Source organism: Pedobacter sp. GQ55, from assembly GCF_059758925.1.
Window position 1 is genome coordinate 87,035 of record NZ_JCAXEI010000007.1, and the last position, 18,932, is coordinate 105,966.

At 38.9% G+C, this 18,932-nt stretch carries 12 protein-coding genes; all 12 read right to left on the reverse strand.

Annotated elements, in window-relative coordinates; translation table 11 throughout:
* Positions 1-174: 174 nt before the first annotated feature.
* Complete coding sequence (locus tag AC6CH7_RS18295; protein WP_498264115.1) at positions 175-2,058, reverse strand: RagB/SusD family nutrient uptake outer membrane protein; 1,884 nt, start codon at positions 2,056-2,058, stop codon at positions 175-177.
* A 14-nt stretch (positions 2,059-2,072) separates the two neighbouring features.
* Positions 2,073-5,156, reverse strand: a complete 3,084-nt coding sequence (locus tag AC6CH7_RS18300) for a SusC/RagA family TonB-linked outer membrane protein (RefSeq protein WP_498264116.1) — start codon at positions 5,154-5,156, stop codon at positions 2,073-2,075.
* 298 nt (positions 5,157-5,454) lie between these two features.
* Positions 5,455-7,326, reverse strand: a complete 1,872-nt coding sequence (locus tag AC6CH7_RS18305; RefSeq protein ID WP_498264117.1) for a 7TM diverse intracellular signaling domain-containing protein — start codon at positions 7,324-7,326, stop codon at positions 5,455-5,457.
* A gap of 35 nt (positions 7,327-7,361) precedes the next feature.
* Positions 7,362-8,285, reverse strand: a complete 924-nt coding sequence (locus tag AC6CH7_RS18310; RefSeq protein WP_498264118.1) for a polysaccharide lyase — start codon at positions 8,283-8,285, stop codon at positions 7,362-7,364.
* Between the two features lie 362 nt (positions 8,286-8,647).
* On the reverse strand, positions 8,648-9,220 hold the full coding sequence (locus AC6CH7_RS18315; protein ID WP_498264119.1) for a thermonuclease family protein: 573 nt from the start codon (positions 9,218-9,220) through the stop codon (positions 8,648-8,650).
* A gap of 41 nt (positions 9,221-9,261) precedes the next feature.
* Entirely contained in the window at positions 9,262-10,086 is an 825-nt protein-coding gene (locus AC6CH7_RS18320) for a universal stress protein (protein ID WP_498264120.1), read from the reverse strand.
* A gap of 241 nt (positions 10,087-10,327) precedes the next feature.
* A complete protein-coding gene (locus tag AC6CH7_RS18325; RefSeq protein ID WP_498264121.1) occupies positions 10,328-11,197 on the reverse strand; it encodes a hypothetical protein in 870 nt (289 codons plus the stop codon).
* A gap of 18 nt (positions 11,198-11,215) precedes the next feature.
* Entirely contained in the window at positions 11,216-13,984 is a 2,769-nt protein-coding gene (locus AC6CH7_RS18330; RefSeq protein WP_498264122.1) for a TonB-dependent receptor, read from the reverse strand.
* 80 nt (positions 13,985-14,064) lie between these two features.
* A complete protein-coding gene (locus tag AC6CH7_RS18335) occupies positions 14,065-15,021 on the reverse strand; it encodes a cytochrome-c peroxidase (protein ID WP_498264123.1) in 957 nt (318 codons plus the stop codon).
* A gap of 21 nt (positions 15,022-15,042) precedes the next feature.
* Positions 15,043-15,708: a YceI family protein gene (locus AC6CH7_RS18340; protein WP_498264124.1), complete on the reverse strand. Its 666-nt coding sequence runs from the start codon at positions 15,706-15,708 to the stop codon at positions 15,043-15,045.
* A 76-nt stretch (positions 15,709-15,784) separates the two neighbouring features.
* A complete protein-coding gene (locus AC6CH7_RS18345; RefSeq protein ID WP_498264125.1) occupies positions 15,785-17,101 on the reverse strand; it encodes a peroxiredoxin family protein in 1,317 nt (438 codons plus the stop codon).
* Positions 17,102-17,125: 24 nt separating this feature from the next.
* The gene (locus AC6CH7_RS18350; protein WP_498264126.1) at positions 17,126-18,448 is read right to left on the reverse strand and encodes a peroxiredoxin family protein; all 1,323 of its coding nucleotides are present in this window, start codon (positions 18,446-18,448) and stop codon (positions 17,126-17,128) included.
* Positions 18,449-18,932 lie beyond the last annotated feature (484 nt).

Here is an 18,932-nt window from a genome sequence, read left to right on the forward strand (position 1 = left end):
ATGAATTTATCTTGTGTATGATGCTTTCACGCAATAAATGTTACTAAAAATATGAATTTTCAGGCAAAAAGAATATGTCAAAATCGCTTTTCTGAAAATTAATCTACTTGTTCCTTTAAAAAAGCCCGGATATAAATAAACATCCGGGCTGCGCAACTTTTTCAACCTATTTTACTATTGAATCTTGTCTAATGGAGGCACGTTAGTTTCGTAGCCACTATATCCTTTATTTTGGTTAATATGGCCTTGAGTATTAAATCTCTGAGCACTTCCAGGCACCGGCCACAATACATGATATGGTGATATCTTAAAATTAACTCCGGAAACTGTAGGAACGCGATTTTTATAAAAATCATTCTTTTCCATAATACGATCATAGAAGAAATTATTATCAGAAAAAGTATTAAGGCTGTATGATTTACCATTATAAGCTGCCTTACCAGTCATTGCAAAAATATATGCCATGCGGGTAAGTTCAGTTTTTCTAGGCTCCTCATAAAAAAGCTCTCTTGCTCTTTCATCAAGAATGGTCCCGATTGTAACGGCTGACGCATCGGTAAGCAATTTTGCATTTGCGCGTGCCCTCACTTTATTAATGTCTTCCATGGCCAAAGCTAAATTACCCTGCCAGTAGTAGGCCTCAGCTCGCAATAGATAAGTTTCGGCCAATCGGAATATGTACCAGTCAGTATTCGTTCCGCGTGGTGGCGACCAGTATTTGTCAACTGCACGTACATTTGTTGAGTTAATAAAGACTTTATAATGTGGCCAGCCAAAAAAGTGACGTATGGTATCCAATCCTTTGTTAAGAAACATATTGTTAAGATTTCCGCTATTAAAGTCTACAAGTGGTTTTCCATATAATTCTCGTTCTGAGGCAGGCTGTTTTGCATCTTTTAACGCGGGATTGTTATAAACAAGATCAGTCATGTTCACCCACATTCCGGCTGCATGGCGATAATCAGTATTATCTGTCCAAATATATTTAGTGCTATATGGAGTGCCCCGGTATCTTCCAATACCTCTACCATATAACAAGGTAAGGGGGATCTCAGCATTAACACCATCTACAATTGCCGGATTGAGTCCTGAGGGAGTTCTTAAGTTTGCAAAATGCCATGCTGGCACACAATTACGCATCACCTGCGATCCATTAGGTGTAAATCCAGCCAATGTTTCTCTGTCTATTGCTAAAAATATCGTCTCTCTATTTGCAGGAATTGCTTTGTTGTCCATGCGATGCAAATCCCATACAACGTTTTTCGCTGCATCTGTAGCAGTGCTCCCAAAACGGCTTGTCATCAGTGAATATCTACCGCCTGAAATTACAGCTGTTGCGGCGGCAATGGCTTCATCAAATTTACCCAATGCAAGATCTACTTTGGTAAGCAAATGGCTAACTGCCCCTTTGGTTACTTCTCCTCGGTTTACATTATCAGTCACCCAGGTTTGTGCAAACGCAAGATCTTCTTTCATTTTTTGAAGGATAACCTCTCTCTTTGTAGAATAATAGTCAAGCTTGGGCCCATTAATATCGGTTAGATTTAAAGGTACATCGCCAAATTGGTGTACCAGGCGATAATAGTGGTACGCACGATAGAAATAAGCTGAACCAAGTATCGAGTTACGTTCTGCATCATCCTTGTACTTAACATTGTCGATATTAGTGATAATGGTATTTGCATATCTTATCCCCCTAAAACCTTCTGTCCAATAAAATCCGATCCTGTTAAAGTCTGGATTATTCAATTCTGCATCTGGAGTAACACGGGTATCCATATCCTGAGCCTGGGTGCTTTTGTCTGTTGTCCCATCAACCGCAACATCAGAAAATATAGCTTCTGTAACTATTGGTGCCATATCACCAAAAAATTCCTGGCGAACATTGGCTCCCAGTCCGGCAAGAGCGGCCTTCATAGCGGCTACATTGGTGAGGGCAACTTCTGGCTGAAACTTCGAACGGTAATCCGGGTCCAGAAAAGATTTTTTACATCCATTTCCAGAAATCATGATCACGGATAGCACCAGAATTGCTAATTTTTTATTTATGATTTTCATATTCATCAATTTTATTATAAAGAAACATTTAGCCCCAATGAGTATATTCTTGGAGTTGGACCAACCGTACCACCAACGTCACTCTGAGGATCCCAAAGATTCCAATCTGGCGCATACAAAGCCGCATTAGCGATGTTCAAATAGAGTTTCAAATTTTGAACTCTAATCTTGCTTAAGAGATTTTTAGGGAGGCTATAAGCAAGCGCTATGGTATTAAGCCTAATAAAAGAACTATTGCGATAAACATTGAAACTTGCTCCGCTTAAACCCGAGCTTAAACGTGCGTATTCGTTTGTAGGATTTTGGGGCGTCCAATAAGAAACTACGTAGCTGCTTGTACGACCAAAGCCTACACTTCCGGGCTGATTTTTGGGCTGATTATCCTGTCTCTTTTGCCCCCAGTTCGAAATAAGTTGGAAGGAAAAATCAAAGTTTTTAAAAACATTAAAATCATTGCGCATAGACCAGTTAAATCTCGGCGTTCCATATCCAAGAAATTGTTTGTCTAAATCGTTGTACTGGTAATTTCCGTCTACATCCTGCAACTTGAAATCTCCTGGTTTAATTCCTTTATTGAACTTATTCGCTTCTGCTACTTCATTTTCCTGCCAAACACCCAAAATTTTATAATCCCATATCACATCAATGTCTTGTCCAATGAACCATCCATTTCCAAGGTCGTTATTAGGCGTTGCAAGCTGTATGATCTTATTCCTGTTCAGAGAGAAGGTGAATGCAGTGTTCCATTTTATTTTTCCTTCAGTAATATTTGTGCTGTTTAATCCAAATTCAATACCTCTGTTATTTACACGTGCAAGATTTGAAGTAACATTGGAGTATCCGGATACGTTAGACAGTGTTTGACTAATCAAAAGGTCTGATGTTTTTTTATCATAAAAATCAACCGATCCAGTCAATCTACTATTTAGCACGCCAAAATCAAGACCGGCATTAAATGACTTTGTCTTTTCCCATTTTAAGTCTGGGTTACCAATACGACTGTTAATTAATAGGGTGTTTACTTCACTGGCAGCTCCGCTTCCATCAACCGTCTGATATTTTCCTGCATCTAAAGATGACAAGGCCACATAAGGATCAACTACTCCATTACTGCCCCTTATTTCACGGTTTCCATTGATACCATATGATAAACGGAGTTTACCGTAGTTAAGCCATTTTAAAGACTTCATAAAAGATTCCTCTGTGAAGGTCCAGGCAACTGCACCTGCAGGGAAGGTCGCCCTGCGCATTTTATCACCAAAGGCTGAATACCCATCACGACGTACCGAAACCGTGAAATTATATCGCTGTAGCAAAGAGTAATTTAGCCTTGCCATTAAAGCATCCCCAGAATACACCCTGTCATCACTACTTACTGTAGGCTTAACCCCACTTCCAAGATTATGATAACCCAAAATATCACTTGGTATAAAACCTTCATTGCCTGATAGCGTATACCAGGTTTGGTACTTTTCGGCATTTGCAAGGAGCGTAACGTCAACAGTATGAATATTATTAAAGGTTTTATTCCATTTCAAAAGATTATCTACCTGCCAGTTATAACGTGTCTCTTGGGCACGACTGGCAGTACCACCAGGTGTGGTAACATTGGGGTTTTTTGATGATGCTGCATTGAAAGTACGATACATATCTAATCCCGGACTAAAGTTCAACTGATAAGAAATTCCAAATGGAAGAACTGCCTTTGCAAATACACTTCCAAATAAGGTATTTTGCTTATCCATACGGGAATTGTAAGTTTTGTCCAAAAATGGATTTCTCGCATTCAAGCCATTGTCGTCGGTTGGTATTCTTCTCAATGTTCCATCAGCATTATAAAAATCTCCATATGGAGACAGATTGGTAAGCTGCCCCCAATCGGCCTGAATGGCTCCTTCATCACGACCTGCATATTGAAGATTTAAACCGACAGTAAGGAATTTTGCTGCCTTACCTTCCAGGTTCACACGAGAGCGCAGTGTACTGAATTCTCCACCATCTATAACGCTTTCATTCTTTAAATATCCGAGGGACATGTAATAAGTAATCTCTTCTTTTCTGCCCGACATGCTAAGCGTATGATCCTGTCGCAAACCCGAACGAAACAACTTATCATACCAGTCTACAGTTTTTCCGGCTGCATAGTTTGCTTTTTCGTTAGCTAAAAGCCCCAAACGGGTTAACCATAAATCAGTAGGGTTTGTTGTAGTCTGTCCATTAAGCCATTGCTCCATAGTAACGCCAGCGGGAAGATTATTAGGATCATTGTAGATATAGGCCGGACTTGTACCAGTACTTCTTAAAACATCCGCCCGCCAGTTTAGGAAACCCGTACCATCATACACAGGCTGATCTTCGGAAAGCGTAGCCAATCCTACATTCGTGTTTACTGTAATTGTTGGCGTAGCGCTTCTTCCCTTTTTTGTAGTAATGGCGACAACCCCGGTGGCAGCTTTTGCTCCATACACAGCAAGTGAACTCGCATCCTTCAATACGTCAATTGTTTCAATATCATTAGGATTTATGTCTGCAAGCTGCCCGATATAGATCACTCCATCAAGAACAATTAAGGGCGATGTGCTAGCCGTAAGTGTGGTTTTTCCACGAACCAGCAAATCGCCTCCGCCTTTTGCAGAACCGCTAAATCCAACACTTAGGCCAGGTATATTTCCTCTTAGAATATCAGTTACACTATTTGGATTCTCATTTTCAAGTTGGGTGGCTTTAACACTTGACACAGCGCCGGTCACATCCTTTTTTTGTGCAGTACCATAACCTATTACCACCACTTCGGTAAGATCCTGTGTTTCCTCCACAAGAGTAACATTTAATTGCGTGCGGCCATCCACTGCAATCTCCTGAGTAGTAAAGCCTATAGCAGTATAGATCAGCCGAGAATTGTCTGGAACGGAGATACCATAAGTTCCATCCGAACCAGTTGATGTTGCTGTTTTTGATCCTTTAATCTGAACGGATACACCCGGTAATGGCACCCCTTGTTTGTCTTTTATGACTCCTTTAACTGTACGGTTCTGAGCAAAAGATACCGCCCAACAGGTCAAAAAGAAAACGATAAGAAGAGTAATTCTTTTTTTCATTTTTTATTTGGTTTAAGTTTATAATTGGTGGGGTAAATCTATTTGAATTATAGCATCCTTGCAAGCAAATTATTTCATAATTAATTGATATACAATTACTTATATACAACATTGATACGCTTTAATAACAATTTGTGATATTGATTATTGCTGGTTATTATGCGTTTAAAGCGTTTTACCGGTTTAGCTTCAATACGCTTCAAATACATTGAAAAAAAATGAAAAAAGTTCCCTATAGCACATTTAAAGGCACAAAATATAGTTCAGACAGAAGATTTAAAGTAAAATAAAAGGAGATCTACTCAAGAACCAACTTACTCCAGCCACCTTCACCAGCATTCTTAAGTTCCTTTTTTCGTTCTTCAAGTACTTTTTGCATTTTGCTGTTATAGGCCCAGCAGGTGCTTTGCCTTATGAGAAGTATTTCGGATAGTTTATGGGAAGAAATTTTCCCTTTGGTTGAGTATACCAGGAAGAGCATATAAAATGCTTTATTTATTGGTATTCTTCCATTTTGAAAAATAGTATTGGCAATCACAGATTCATCGTACCCACATTTTGTACAACGACGGCTGTACGGTAGATAACCTGAAAGATATTGTTGGTTTGAGCACTTTCTGCAGCTATATCCCTTCGCCCATTTTAATTCCGAAAGGTATTTAAAACAGGTTTCCCTATCTGGATAAATCTTACTGAATTCAGCAAAATCAACCTCATGAGACATTACTCTCGCCCTGGTAACTTTTTCAATATTAATGTGTAGCTCCTGATTGTCCTTTTCGAGCATTGCATTCATTATTGAGATCTCCTCATTTTGCTTTTCAATGATTGCAGCTTTATCCCTAACCTCTTTAGTACGTTCATCTACAAGCGTGGCTAATTCGCTATTAAGCGTATCTTTTAATTTCTCGTTAACCTGAAGTTGTTTTATGATACGTCGCTGTGCTTTGTCTTTCTTTCTTCGCAAGCTCCGGATACTGTCGCCTATAGCAAAAGATACCAGAATCATTTCGATCACAAAACAGAAGCTCAGACTATAATATGTAAACGGACTATAAGGTAACCAGCCAAGTAGCAATAGTATTTTCATTAGAAAACCTATCACCAAAAAACTATAACCAATAACAAAGAATCGCGCTGGTCTAAAGCGGTTTTTGAGAATATAAATACCCGTACCATAAGCAACAAGCAGGGGTATCAACTCTACAAGCTTATAACTGAAAAGCTCATTAAAAAATAAGCAAAGCACAAAAAATATTACCCGCAAAATAATGACTACTATAATCAGTCTGTAAAGTCGGGGAGCCTTTGAACGGACAAATAAAAAATTAAGTGTAAACAGCAGACCAAAAAGGCTGCTTAAAAATAGCGCAATACCGAACCCATAATAGTTCCAAAATGGAGTAGCTGCCCAAAGGTACTGAAAGGCTATTCCATCACTACTCATTTCATAGAGCGCTATGCTTAAATTATATAACACATAATAAAGGTACTGGCGTTGCCTTATGGCAAAGAACATCAAAAGGTTGTACAAACTGAAAACAATAACCATCCCATAAAAAAGCCCAAAAATGAAGTATTCATTAAGCGCATATTTTATAAACCAGTGTATATCGCTAATTACAAAAATGGCACCTACAGATTGGGAAGACTTTAATCTGACGTAATAGGTAACTTCTTTATCAGATGTATTATTAAGATCATAAGTGAAGTTTTTGTGATGATATACTCGCTTACCGAATTTATAATCAGTTCCAAAATAATTCCCCTCATACTTTCCAGTACTATCAGGAGCATATAAACTTATCCTGTGAATCGATTGATCAAAAAACTCCAGTATCCAGTTTCTTCTGGATGTCTTCGAATGCCTTATCTTAAACCTATACCAGTAAGCGGAACGTGTGTTATAGTTTTTGGGAGTATATTTCTCATTAATCACAAACTTTGCGCTAATGGCAGGTTTAAGAATATCGGCCAGGGTTAAAGTGCTTGTTGTGTCTTCTAAAAAGACGATCTCTCCGTACGAAATAATGTGATGTTGTACAGAATCGTTAATTACAACAGCCTGCTGGGCCCTGGCTTGTTTATTTACCAGAACCAGCAGTGCAATTGCCGTAATAAAGATTTTTATAGGACTAATAAGTAAAATTTGCTTATCTGACTTTACCATCAAACTTTGTATATCGATCAAATATAATAATGAGATTAATTGATCTTATTTACAACTAAGTTATCATAATAAATATAATCTGTTGTGGTGGTTTTCCAGTCATCCTGGCTCCCTCCTCTAAATGTATGGAAGGTAAGGTTGTTGATTAGTCTTTTGCTGTCATTAGTTGTCCACCTGATGTTTTGATCAAGTATAGCTACATTATTTATCAGGATTTGCGCACGTCCATTTGTACTGGATCCCGTGTTACTTTTTATATACATATGCACATGATACCACACCCCTTTTTGGAGCGCTCCTGATGAAGGATATCTTTGGGTATAAGTATCTCCAAACTCCGTAGGTTGGTCTTTATGGTAAACATAAGGCTGAAAAAATACCCTGTTCGGATTTGGCTGACTTGAACCGGAAGCATTTGGTGAATACCACATTAGTCTTAAACTGCCACCATTCCCATCCCATCCTGGATCGCCCCCGGTATTCCCATCACCCACAGAGAATCCAAATCCGATCTTACCTCCTCTGTCGAAGTTAAATTGGCTATGAAACTTTACATCAAAATCAAGCTCATAAGCAGTACCATCGCTAATATCTACATTCGTTACCATCCCACCTGCGCCCGAGAGCTGATTTGGAAGAAGTGTTATTCTTAATCCGTTTGTTCCATCTTTGCCATTGGTAATGTATGCCCTTGATTCCTGCCATCCAGATACATTTCCAAAATCTGAGGAGGCTTGAGATGAAGTATAAGTAGAGCCATTTGCCCTGTTCTCCCAATTAAGATTTATTGAGGAAGAAATTGCGTTTATTGCACTAACTACAGATTTTTCATTCCTCTCCAGAGCGGAACTTTCCGGTTCAGATTTTACCTGTTTGTCTTCTTTTTTACAGCTAGCAATAATTAGTGCTGCAGATAACAAAATGCACATCACTCGAAGTTGTTTAGGTTGTTGTTTCATTACATCGTTTTTTTGGTTTATAATAGGGTTGATTGAATTCACTGAATTATATTTCAACAACTGATGTATAAGCACACTGCTTAACGGGAAGAAGAATATTTGGTTACCGTAAATTTAAAGGAGTTTTATTGAAATAAACAAAATAAAAATTACATAATTTACTGTAAATCAATTATTTAAATAAAAAACAAATCGCTTTAAACACAATACTATTTTACAGCAAACAGGTGCCCGTATACTTCCAAAAATGGATAAAAGAAATTCTCGAACAATCACATGATACGCTTAAAACACACCGAGATATTTTTTCTGTGATGCCTTAAATTGTGTGATATAAAAAAAGCAGGGAGACTTTTCGACCATTAAGCTCTTAAACGATAATTGATGCCTAGAATAATGAACATTACAACAAGCCCACCAATCACATAGCGGTTCTCATATAGGTCTATATGGGTAATATTACTTATAGGGGTATTTACTGGAACATTTTGGGGTTCGTTCCTTTCAGCTTCAGTAAACTTCCATATTCCCAGTAGTTGATCTTTTGCTTCAGTTTCAGCATCAGTGTACGCAGCAGCATGGTCAAAGCGAAACTTAAGTAAAGCGAAAGCATATCCTTCACGGATCATCTGTTCATTTATATCCACCCCACCAAGTACAACATATCTTAACAGTCTCGAATATCTGTCTCTGTCTTTTGATTTATGATCTCTGGTCAATTCAATATCTCTTCCTTCAATCAGTTCTGCTAAGTGTTCCTTTGCTTCAACACCATAAAAATCCTTCATTTCAGGAGCATTTATACCTATTAACCTTACCCGCTCACCTGATTCGGTTACGAAAGTATCGCCATCAACAACACGCTTAACCTTTGTGAATTGTCCAAAGCACAGATTATGGCTTACAACAATTAAAAACAGAATTATATACTTCATTTGAAGCGGCAATGATAAGCATAAAAAAATTCTGATTCAACTCAGGAAATTGGGAGCGAAAGCAAAGGTATTTTTAATCCCGAAGCCATAATACGTGTTTTACTTCGGTGAATAATAGAAGCCCAAAATCCATATTTTTTTGGCACCATAATCAGTAGATCAGCTTTAAAATCGACAATTTCTTTTTCAATTTCCTTGATCACTGCATTGGAATTTACATTCTTATAATAGTAAGAAATACCGTCAAGTCCATCATCAATGGCATTTACTTCGGGTAAAGAAGCATTTAGCGTTTTTAATTCTTCCACTTTCTGACTTACATTAAAAACTTCAACCTCAGCTTTCAGTGCTATTGCCAGTTCTTTAATATTGGCAAGTACTTTTTCTGATATCCCACGCAAAACATCACAAGCAAAAAGCACATTTTTGGTACCTTCAAACCTGGCACCCAGAGGCACAGCCATAACAGGCAGATTAAGTTTCTTAATTGCCGACGTTGTGGTGTTACCCCAAAGATCCTGTTCCAAAGTTTTAGTATTCATTCCAAGTACAACCAGAGCGGCCTGGTGCTTATCAATTAAACTTTTCAGCGCATCCTGAACAAAGGAAAGGTTTGATTCATGTTCTACCTCTATATCATAATCGATAGATAGAGATAGTCCCCTTTCAATTAAACGAATCTCATTATCAGTTATCAATTTTTGTATGCTGGCTGCAGGTAAAAGGGTATTTGCAGCATGGGTAGGAATTACAAAAGAATTATAAAGGATAAGCTTTGCATTATTATGTTTAGCAATGGCAGCGGCATATTCTACAGCATTTTCAGCTACTTCCGAAAAGTCTGTGGCTACAATGAGGGGGTTCATATATAAAGTATTAGTTATTTATAAATTTAGGTATATACTACTTTATAAAGTACCCCGAAGCGCAGTTAAGCTGTTATTTTACTTTAATCTTAGATTTCAATCGTAACATAGCAACGACATCATGCACTAGCTCACTCCGTCATTTCTCGACAATAGGAGAAATCTCCGGATTATACAAACTCAAGAGATTTCTCCTATCGTCGAAATAACGACAGCTTTATGACTACAGCCTTAAACAATGTTACCTGCTATGCGTAATTATGGTTGCACTTAGTCCAGCACCAGCAGGGCTTCCATTTATAAAAATGGTATATATCTTTCCAGCCTCAAAAGTTATGTTAGATAGCCCATTGCCAGCAATAGGTAATACCGCCTGAGTCGTATTGTTCCTAACCTCAAGATTTTTAGATGCAACTGCGTCAATTTCCTTAAAGGGGCCAAGCGTTTTCCAACTCAAACCCGGTATGGTTGCCGGAGCCTTCCCATTTGCATCATAGGTAATAAGGGTCTGGTCGCCAAAATTGCCATATGCAACGTTAGAAAAAACTGCAGCACTACCTACTAAAGCCAAATCTACATTCGGTGCATCAGGAGAAAAGTTTGCAAACCGAACTTTTGCTTTATCAGAAACCGGCGCTGTTAAATCATCATACACCAGTACCAGACTATCCCTATTTCCCGGGTTCAATTTACTAGGCTTACGTTTTGCTACCGCGAATAAAGTATGATAATAGTTTGCAATAGGACCATTAGGACCTGCAAAAGAAGCTTTATCAGTTTCCTGTACAAAGGTGGCGCTTCCTCCAAATACATATGATGATTTATAGCTCGTGTTACTCCCCTCCGTAGTATTGTATTGCACCTTTCCATATTGAGTATCCACATAATCGGTAGCGGTATTATGAACAATCAAGGCCGTATTTATCTGTCTTGTAAAGTCAAGAAAGTTAATAGGTGCTGTAATAGACAATGCATTTACCAGTTTAACTTTAGCACTTAGAGGCGGTCTGTCGGCATTATCCGAATCCAGGTATTCCGTTTTTTTGCAGGATGTAGACATGATAGCAATCACACCCAATATCCCTGCGAACTTTATATTTAAAAATTTCATGATCTCTCTGTTTTATAATTAGAACTTAGCCGATAATCTTACAAATGGCTGTATACCTGTATTTGTTCCGGCTTGGGTACCACCTGGACCAGGGTTGCGCGTGATATTACTTCCAGGTGCAGGAATACTATAATCGCCCAGAACATTGAATAAGTTATTGGCACCAACCGTTGCCAATATGCTTGGGCTAATCCTATATCCCGCAGAAACATCTGCTATCCAAATCGGACTAAAAACCTGGTAGTAGTAATCTGGTTTAGGGAAGTTAGCATTAAGCTGCGACACCGATGTTACCGATCCAAAATACACTGCCCGCACTAAAAAATTAAACCTATCAAGGTTATAAGTTCCCTGCAAGGTTATTTTCTTTGATGGAATGTTGTTTGTTACCCTTGCTTTTTCCGATTCATCAAAAATAATATATCGGTAAGCTTCTAACCCTTTTGGTGTATTTACTTTAGTCAGCTTAGTATCTAAAAAGTTTGCACTGGCAAGAAAAGTAGCATTTGCTCCATTATTGAACAGGAACTTATAGCTTCCGGTTAGCTCAATACCCTTTGTACTGGTGCTAAATGAATTGTAAAAAAACTTTGCCTGTATCGTACCCGTTTGTACAAATAAGGCCCTAACATCGGCAGGCAAATTGGTATCAGTTGCCGAAAAGCGTCCGGTATTACCAACCCTGTCTTTAATGTCAATTTGGTAAGCGTCGACCGTAAGTTCCACATTTGGTATTGGTGATGCGGTTAAACCGGCCGTATATCCCTTAGATCTTTCTGCTTTTAATTCCGGAATCCCCAATGCTTTTGTAGCCGGATTTACATTGTTTGCGGTAACCTGATCAATGGCTACACCATTTTGAAAAGTTGTAGAGGTTTCCGTATAATAAAACTGTGCAAGATCAGGCGCCCTAAATCCGGTATTTATCGATCCTCTTACGCCAAGCCAGCCGGTAACACTATAGCGTGTTGCACCTTTGTAAGTAAACACACTTCCAAAGTCCGAATAATTCTCGACACGTACCGCACCAGAAAGTAACCATTTTGAAGTAACATTTAACTCCAGATCTAAATATCCAGCAGAAATAGATCGGTTTACGTTCACCTCATTTGATGGGCGAAAACCTGCATGGACCTGCGAACCTGGCGACAGGCCATTTAGTGGTGTTAAACCTAAAGAAGTAGTATAAGGAACACCACCCGCTGTAGTATCGACCCCGTAAATTGCCCTCAAATCGCCTTTTGAATATGAGGCTTCCTCACCTGCAATGATCTGATAGCTCTCTACACGGTATTGACTGCCAAATGCAACATTAAGTCCTTTTAGTACTTTTTCAAAATAGCGGCTAAAATCCAGACTGGTTGTATTCTGGCTTGCGTTATAACTGCCTGCATCAAACTTACGTGGTGTGCGCTGGCCCAAACTGGCATTCAAAGAGTTAGTGATCACATTCCCAAAATCATTAATGCCATACACGTTTGAAATGTCAACTTTCCAGTCTTTTACCTTTGCTTTTACGCCCAGGGCAAACGACTTGTCAGAAATGATGTTATCCATCGCCGGTAAAAACCCATCGGGATAAATAAAGGTGTTGTTGCGCTCAGTCCAACCCGGTAAACGGTATACTGCTGTAAATTGCGAATTACGGTGACTAATACCTCCAAACGAATACAACTCCACATCTTCCTTTAAAGGAACAGAAGCATTAAAGAAAAGCAATCCATCTATAGCCTTATTTGTACTGCCACGCTGATCAAAATAGTGTCTGTCAATACCTCTGCTGGCTATAATTGCATCGTCAATCTCTTTAGTATAGATCTGATCAAACCCCCTTGTATTAGCGCCACCACCGTAGGCAGGCCCGATATACAACCCCGCATCATCATTACCAACCGGCAACGATACAGCCTGGGTAGCAAATTCTCCGGTTACGTTCAAAAAGCCGCCTTTATTTCCAAGCTTAACCCCATAATTACTGCTAGTCCTTGTGGTTAATCCATCGCCGCGTCTGCGTGCACTTGCAGTTGAGCTAAGCGACAGCTGGTCCGTACTTTTCTTTAGGACTATATTAATAACCCCGGCAATAGCATCAGAACCATATTGGGCCGCAGCACCGTCACGCAGTATTTCAATTCTTTCAATAGATCCTGTCGGGATGGAATTAAGATCATAGCCAGTTGCTCCATTTCCTAGTCCACCCCAGCTAATGTTTGAACTTTTATGTCTTCTTTTTCCATTAATCAATACCAATAACTGATCTACACCAAGCCCCCTAAGCTGTGCTGTTGATGTTGCCGAAGCGGCATCTCCCCCACCTGAAACAGAGGAGTGAAATGATGGAGATACATATTGCAGCAATTGCGTAACGGTTACCTGGGGTGCTGATTCCTGAAGCGCTTTTATATCAATAATATCTACGGGGTTTGCTGAAGTAAGCTTAGTTCTGTTTGCGTTGTTAGAACCAACAATATTTACCTCACTCAGTGAGCTTGATGAAGGTTTAAGACTAATATTTATTATTTCCTTACCATCAATTTCTGCCTCCTGCGTTTCATATCCGATGTAAGAAAAAATCAATCTCCTTCCATTCTTAATCGTAACCTGGTAACTTCCGTCTTCCTTTGTGGCCGGCCCGTCATCAAGCCCCTTTACCCTTACCGAAACTCCGGGTATAGGCAAATTATCGTCTGCTGAGGTAACCACCCCTTTGATTATACGCCTTTGCGCATATAAATTTTGCCCATAAAAAAAGCTAAAGAACAACAGTACCGGTATAATTTTTTTCATTATGATTTAGTTAGGTTTAGACAAAAGGATATCCCCTACACGCATTTAAGCATATATTCCATTCTGTCAGTTATATATTTTTACTTGTTCAACAGGAACCTGTCGTCGGTAAGCGCACCTAGAAAAGCTACAATATCATCCATTTCCTGGCTCGATAGATTCAACGGTTTATCCAATGATAAATCCCTGTTAATACCATCATTAACCACTACCGACGGATTGTTGTAGTATTCTACCACGCTCCGTAAAGTTTTAAATTTCCCGTTATGCATGTATGGAGCTGTTAACGCCGCATTACGTAAGCCGGGTATTTTAAACTCTCCCAATACAGTACTGTCCTTTGTTATGCTGAACCGGCCGGCATCATTCAACGTTTTTCCATTATACAAGCCGATGTTTTTAAACCTGTCAGCAGTAAAATCTTCACCTGAATGACAGTTGTTACAATTCCCCTTACCTATAAACAGAAGGCGTCCGCGTATGGCGGCTTCCGACATAGCGTTGTCATCTCCATTTATATATCGGTCATAAGGACTGTTATTTGTTTCCAGCGTCCGTTCAAAAGCAGCTAGTGCTTTCAACAAATTATCTTTATTTGGCGCTGCTTTAAATACTTTTTTAAAAGCGTCTGCATAGAATTTATCGTTATTAAGTCGTTCAATTGCCTCGTCAATGGTTAAGCCCATTTCATCAGGCGATGTTATTGGCCCTAAAGCCTGTTCCTCAAGTGACGAGGCCCGGCCATCCCAAAAAAAGTGAGTACGACCAGATAAATTGGTTAATCCCGGAGAATTCCGGGATGTAAGTTTTCCTCCAATACCTTTACTAAATACTGCAGTATCAGCAAAAGCAAATTCCGGTCTGTGGCACGACGAACAATTAATTGTCCGGTCTTTCGATAGTATGTTATCAAAAAACAGCTTACTGCCAAGTTGTTCCCGGGTCTGTATCTCGTCGCTAGCCGACATGAAACTTAACTGGGTGATCAACAGGAAAACAAAGGCTATCAGTATAAGTATGGTATTTCTTTTTTTCATGATTAATGTAAGGTCATGCGATTATTGAGCACTGGCTACCAGCGCCACATCGATATCAAAATCATCATAGATCACTTTATCGCCCAGGTTTTCAAAGAAGTTTTTAGAGCGGAATTTAATGTCGTATTTGGTACGGTCTATAGTTATCTTGGCATTAGCTGTTAATTTTTTACCATTTACAGCAATTGTTGCCGGGAAACTCACATCGTTGGTTATCCCTTTAATTGTTAGTTTGCCCTTAACATTGTATTGGTTAACTGTAGTTTTGGTGGCAGAGCTGATTACAAAATTCGCTTTAGGAAACTTCTCTGCACTAAAAAAATCTTCGCTTTTAAGGTGCCCGACTAATTTTGCATTCGCACTTTCATCTGTAAGGTCAGCATTGGTTATTGTACGGGTATCAATATCGAAGCTCCCGGTTTTTAAAGTATTATTCTCTACCGTAAAACTACCGTTGCTTACTTTAACAGTTCCACTATGTTCGCCCGTAGCCTTTTTTGCCAACCAGGTTAATTTACTGCCTTCATTGTCGACTTTAAACACCAATGCCTTAACAATGGCGCCTTTGCCCGACACTACTTTTTTAGTAGATAAAACTGTTTTATTAGAATTTGTTGGCTTTACAGGTTCTGTAAAAACCAATAATGAAGTTGCAGTAATTGCAGAAAGAGTTAGTATTAATTTCATATTCTTGTTTAATTATTTAGTGGTTTAAATTCCCTGGTACAAACCTAAGTCTGCACCAGGGGAAGAGGGATTTCTATTACTTTCCTTTTAAAGTATTGTCAGATTTTGTTGATGCATTCGAAGGCACTGCTTCTGCAATCAGAACATCTAGCAGATCATTAAATTTCTTTTCGTATTCTTTATAATATTTGCCCGTCACTGTACCCGTATAGCCTGTATAGATCTCGCGCACTTCGCCTTTTCTATCGATAATTATAGTAGTTGGAAAAGCAATAAATTTGTTCAGCGCAGGTAGTTTCTGAGACACCACCTTTTTATCGGCAAGGCCGCCAAATAAAATGTCGTATTTAACATCATACTTGTCTCTCAATTTACCCAGTGTATACTGTGCATACTGTAAACTATCTTTTTGTTCAAAGCCAATAGCAATAGCCTCTACACCACGCTTTTGGTTCTTATTGAACCATGGCGAAAGAAATATAGTCTGATCAGTACAGTTAGGGCACCAGGTGCCAACAATCTCAACAATAACTACTTTGCCTTTATATTTATCATCACTTAAGGATACTGGTTTACCCGTAAGATCAGGGAAAGTAAAGTCCAGCTTTTTATAACCTTCCTTTAAAAAAGTAAGCTTATACGGATCAGGCAATTCAGCCTTATCGTCCTTTACCCCATCAAACTTGGTATTATCGTAAATCCCTGCCGATATTACACCGCTAATGGTGCCATCTGCATTAATCTTACCCTTATAAATTTTAGGGCTTGGGCCTGTAAAACCCGACAACACAAACTCATCGCCTTGTACCGTACCTTCCAATTCACGACTATCGCCTGTAACCTGTAAAATTACACCGGTAAGTTTGTTTCCATTTTGCTTTAACAAGGCCACTTTATTAGGAACCTGCTCTTTAGAATAAAACTTCAATTCCCATTTGCCACTTATGTTTGCAGTTGGCGCAACGTCCTTACCAGGTTCAACAAAGCGGTAGTTCTTACCATGTTCTGCTATAAACGGTAACGAGTTACCTCTAAAACCTGGCACCAGACTGCGATACTCTCCACTTAATGTTCCATCATCTTCTATTTTGGCAACAAGTGCTGCATCATAGGTATTCATTTTAATAAAAATCGAATCCTCGCCTAGGCGGGTTACATGGAAATCATCGCGTCTAGTCCCATTTAACAGTGTAAATGTGCCGTGTTCAAGATCTTTGCCTTTAAATTCAAAATTAAATGGCACCTGGGTTTCACTAACATTAAATACACCCCGCCAAACACCTTCTTTAATTACTTTTCCGGCATGGGTCTTATCTAAAGCCCATACAGATACGCCTACAAGTAAGCCTAATGAGAGTAATAATAATTCTTTTAAAAAATTGCGCTTATTCATCGTTTAATTTTTATGGTTATACTATTATTTACCTTTTATGGTATTGCTTGTATCTGCATTTTGAAGGGTTGCAGTTGGTTCAGGTTCAGCCAATAATTCGTCGAGCACTTTATTAAATTTCTTCTCATAATCATCGTAATACTTCCCGGTTACAGTGCCGGTATATCCGGTGTAAATCTCTCTCACCTCACCTTTTCTGTCTATGATTATGGTTGTCGGAAAAGCAATGAACTTGTTAAGTGCAGGGAGTTTTTGAGCTACCAGCTTTTTATCGGCAAGGCCGCCAAAAAGTATGTCGTACTTGATATCATATTTATCCCTTAGTTTCCCTAGCGTATATTTAGCATACTCCAAGCTGTCTTTCTGTTCAAAGCCTATTGCAATGGCTTCTACACCACGCTTTTGATTTTTATTAAACCATGGCGACAAAAACACGGTCTGATCTGTACAGTTAGGGCACCAGGTACCGATAATCTCTACAATCACTACCTTACCTTTATACTTGTCATCGCTTAGCGAAACAGATTTACCGTTCAAATCAGGAAAAGTAAAGTCAAGCTTTTTATACCCTTCCTTTAAAAAGGTTAGTTTATAAGGATCAGGCAAATCAGCAACATTGTTTTTGGTCGCATCAAATTTGATGTTCTTATAAATTCCAAAACCCTGCTCTCCGGAAAGGGTTCCATCTTCATTTATCTTTCCTTTAATAATGAAAGGGCTGGGGCCTGTAAAACCTGATAAAGCAAATTCATCACCTTGTACCGTACCTTCAATTTCGCGGCTATCGCCAACAACAGTCATTATCACACCGGTAAGTTTATTTCCCGATTGCTTTAATACGGCAATAGAGGCCGGAACCGCTTCTTTACTATAAAGCTTAAGTTCCCATTTACCGCTTAAATCTGCTTTTGGTGCCACATCTTTTCCTGGCTCAACAAAGCGATATGCCTTACCGTATTCTGCTGTAAAAGGAAGTGCATTTCCTCTAAAATTAGGCACCAAACTACGGTATTCGCCAGTTAGCCTTCCATCGTCTTCTATTTTAGCTACCAAAGCGGCATCATAGGTGTTCATTTTAACGAATATGGAGTCTTTGCCAATTAGCTGTACATGGAAATCATCGCGGCGAGTGCCATTTAAAAGGGTAAACACTGCATGTTGAGGATCTTTTCCTTTTAGTTCGAAATTAAAGGGAACCTGCGATTCGCTTACGGTAAATACGCCGCGCCATACGCCCTCTTTAATAAATTTTGCAGGTTCAGGTTTAGTTCCTGCAAGTGCTGCACCACTCAATAAAATACCTGCCGACAGGCATTTAGCTTTAAATAGATAATCTTTTAAGTTCATTGTATAGGGGGTTTTTTAGGTTGTTTAAGAGAATTTTGGGCATAACGATTCCTGCCTCAATAGCCTGGCTATTAGATTCTGACGAATAAATTCAAGAAAATCAATCAGGGAATGCTGTAGAAACTACATGCACATACAACAACAGAATTTTAAATTTTTCATATCACTAGTTAATTTATATTTCTAAAAATCATTTTTTAGAAAATTTTATAAATCATCTATTAATGGTGGAGTTACTAGATGTTGGCAATAAAAATCATCTACTAAGGGGTGGAGCTTTATTAGATTGATGTAAAGGTAATGCTTAGAAATAACAATTCAAAAAAAATCTACTAATTTAGTAGTATTTATTTTTTATGTTATAATTCGGCCTTCTATTAGCCGTTGTTGTATATTGTTAAACGTTTATGAATTAACATCCCGGCGTGTTGCAGAAAGCGAGCTGAATGAACTTTCCACCATTGCATAAAGCCACGCAATCTAC